Raw genomic sequence first — 2386 nt, 5'->3', positions numbered from 1 at the left:
TGTCTGGTCCCGGAGTGTAGGGGAATCAGCCAAACTGATCCCGCATTCCGGGAGGGATTATGGGCCAGGTACTTCACGGCTGCGCCACGACCACGCACGCCGTCCGAACTGCGATACAGCGATCGAAGGCTCCGCTCAAGGAACTAGCGGCGCGGTATGGGCTGAACCACAAGACAGTTGCCAAGTGGCGTAAACGGGCCTTCGTCAACGATGCCCCGATGGGGCCGAAAACGCCGCACTCGACAGTGCTATCGTCTAAGGAGGAAGCCATCATCGTCGCCTTCCGCAAGCATACACTGCTGCCGCTGGACGACTGCCTCTATGCCTTGCAGGCGACGATCCCGCATCTGACCCGGTCGTCCCTGCATCGGTGCCTTAAACGCCACGCGATCAGCCGTCTGCCGGAGATCGCCGGTGACAAGGTCGCTAAAAAACCCTTCAAGCGTTATCCGATCGGCTACTTCCACCTCGACATTGCCGAGGTTCGCACTGAGGAGGGCAAGCTCTACCTCTTCGTGGCCATTGATCGGACGTCGAAGTTCGTCTTCGCTCAATTGCACGAGGCCGCCAACGTCAAGTCAGCGGTCGGCTTCTTGCAAGCGCTGATCGAAGCCGTGCCCTACACCATCCACATTGTACTGACGGACAACGGCATACAGTTCGGCGATATGCCCTCACGGCGTACCGGCCCGACGGCCCGCTACAGGTTGCACATGTTCGACCGCATCTGCCGCGAGCATGGTATCGAGCACCGCCTCACCAAACCGAACCATCCCTGGACCAACGGTCAGGTCGAGCGGATGAACCGCACCCTCAAGGAAGCCACCGTTCGGCGCTATCACTACGAGACCCACCAGCAGCTCCGAGAGCACCTCGAAGCCTTCCTCAACGCCTACAACTTCGCTAAGCGCCTCAAGACCCTGAGGGGGCTCACTCCCTACGAGCACATCTGCAAAGCTTGGGCAGACCAGCCGAGGCGATTCAGATACGATCCAACCCACCTCACTTCGGGACTGAACACCTAGGGCAAGATCGGCGAGGGCTCCCCCGCTCACAGGCGGTTGCGCCCTCGCTCCCTCAAAGACGAGGCCGGACCTCCGGCGGGAACCCATGGTGCGTAAGGCGACGCTGGCAAGCATCCGCATTCCTTTATGCGCGCGCCACGACTTGCGATCTCCTGCCCTGGCAACCACCAGCACGCACCGCTTAAGCTGCCTGATAGAATTGGGCGCAGCCTCGCTCGCAACAAGGCGAGGGTGGAGTGCCAGTGGCGACGATTCCACACTGATTGAAAAGGTCGCGTGACGATAGGGTAAGCTTTCTTCTTCCAGGGGAGCCGGAAAAGCGCTAATTTTGAACCAATCAAGTTCGGGGGTCCGGGAAATCCCGGCTTTTCACAGGAAGAGGAGCCCTCCGATGTGTGACTATAGTCTGCACCACGTCGCGAACCGGCCTGCCAAGATCGAGGACAAGCTGGTGGCGACGAAATTCCACAATTCTATTACTCGCGGATTCGCGGCGGTCGGGCAGCCGAACGTTGCGGTCTGCCTGCTGCCCGGTACCGAGATCGCATTCGACGAGAGTGTCGAATGCGAGCCGTCGTTCGGCATCGGCATCTTGCCGAACAAGAAGATCGGGCAGCGGCTCGCGCGCTTCCGGCAAGTCAATATGGACAACCCCGTGGCCCATCACGATGCGCTGGAATTTCCCGACGGGCAGGTGGTGCTAGTCACGCGTTTGTGCGATGGCCAGCGTGCGACAGTGCTGCAATTGCCAGCCGGGGCGAATGCCGCAACGGCGGAGGGGACCGTCGTCGAGCCGCAGCTTCGCGAGTCCTCGCTTTCGATCTGATCGCGCGGACGGATACGCGCTGATCGCGGCTGCAATACGAAGAGCCACCGGCACAGCCGGTGGCTTGCAAATTGGCTTTGGCTATTTTTACCCAAGTGGCCGGGTGCTTGACAGTTTCTCCCACTTTCCCCATATAAATACCCGTTGATGCTTCATAATTTGTGGCGTGTAGTCGGCGGGTACCGCCACGGTGACTGAACCATTCAGTTTCAGTGCATTTCTTCCGAAGGGCTTCATCGCAATTGCCAGCGCAAGAATTCGCTGTTGGCTCTGCTCGGCCGCCAACGAGAATTGCGTCTGCCTCATGTATTGATGAACGCGGTGCGCAGCGGTCCACGGGGCTTCCAGATGTCGGCTTACTCTTCAGAGAGAATGCACATTTCTGGTTCTTCCTTCGTGCGCAGCACGGAGCGTTTTTTCACATGCCACTACCAAGGAGTGAGCCATGCATAATGGTCAAAAGACAAACATGAATACGCGCCAACCCAGACCGGCAGCACCATTTGCTGGCCGCTCAAAGCGGTGGTCATCGAAT

General features: G+C 59.1%; 2 protein-coding genes. Both read left to right on the top strand.

Going from position 1 to position 2386, the window contains the following annotated elements:
* The first annotated feature begins 59 nt into the window (after positions 1-59).
* Entirely contained in the window at positions 60-1025 is a 966-nt protein-coding gene (locus tag VMT30_06265; protein HVQ44544.1) for an IS481 family transposase, read from the top strand.
* 391 nt (positions 1026-1416) lie between these two features.
* Entirely contained in the window at positions 1417-1851 is a 435-nt protein-coding gene (locus tag VMT30_06260) for a hypothetical protein (protein HVQ44543.1), read from the top strand.
* The last annotated feature ends 535 nt before the right edge of the window (positions 1852-2386 follow it).

The sequence above is a fragment of the Candidatus Saccharimonadia bacterium genome, assembly GCA_035544015.1.
Classification (GTDB): domain Bacteria; phylum Patescibacteriota; class Saccharimonadia; order UBA4664; family UBA4664; genus UBA5169.
This window is presented reverse-complemented; position numbering and strand designations above follow the sequence as displayed.

What these genes read in the sequence shown, in the direction of transcription:
- VMT30_06265 (HVQ44544.1), top strand. Translation starts at nt 60, where the DNA reads ATGGGCCAGGTACTTCACGGCTGCGCCACGACCACGCACGCCGTCCGA.
- VMT30_06260 (HVQ44543.1), top strand. Translation starts at nt 1,417, where the DNA reads ATGTGTGACTATAGTCTGCACCACGTCGCGAACCGGCCTGCCAAGATC.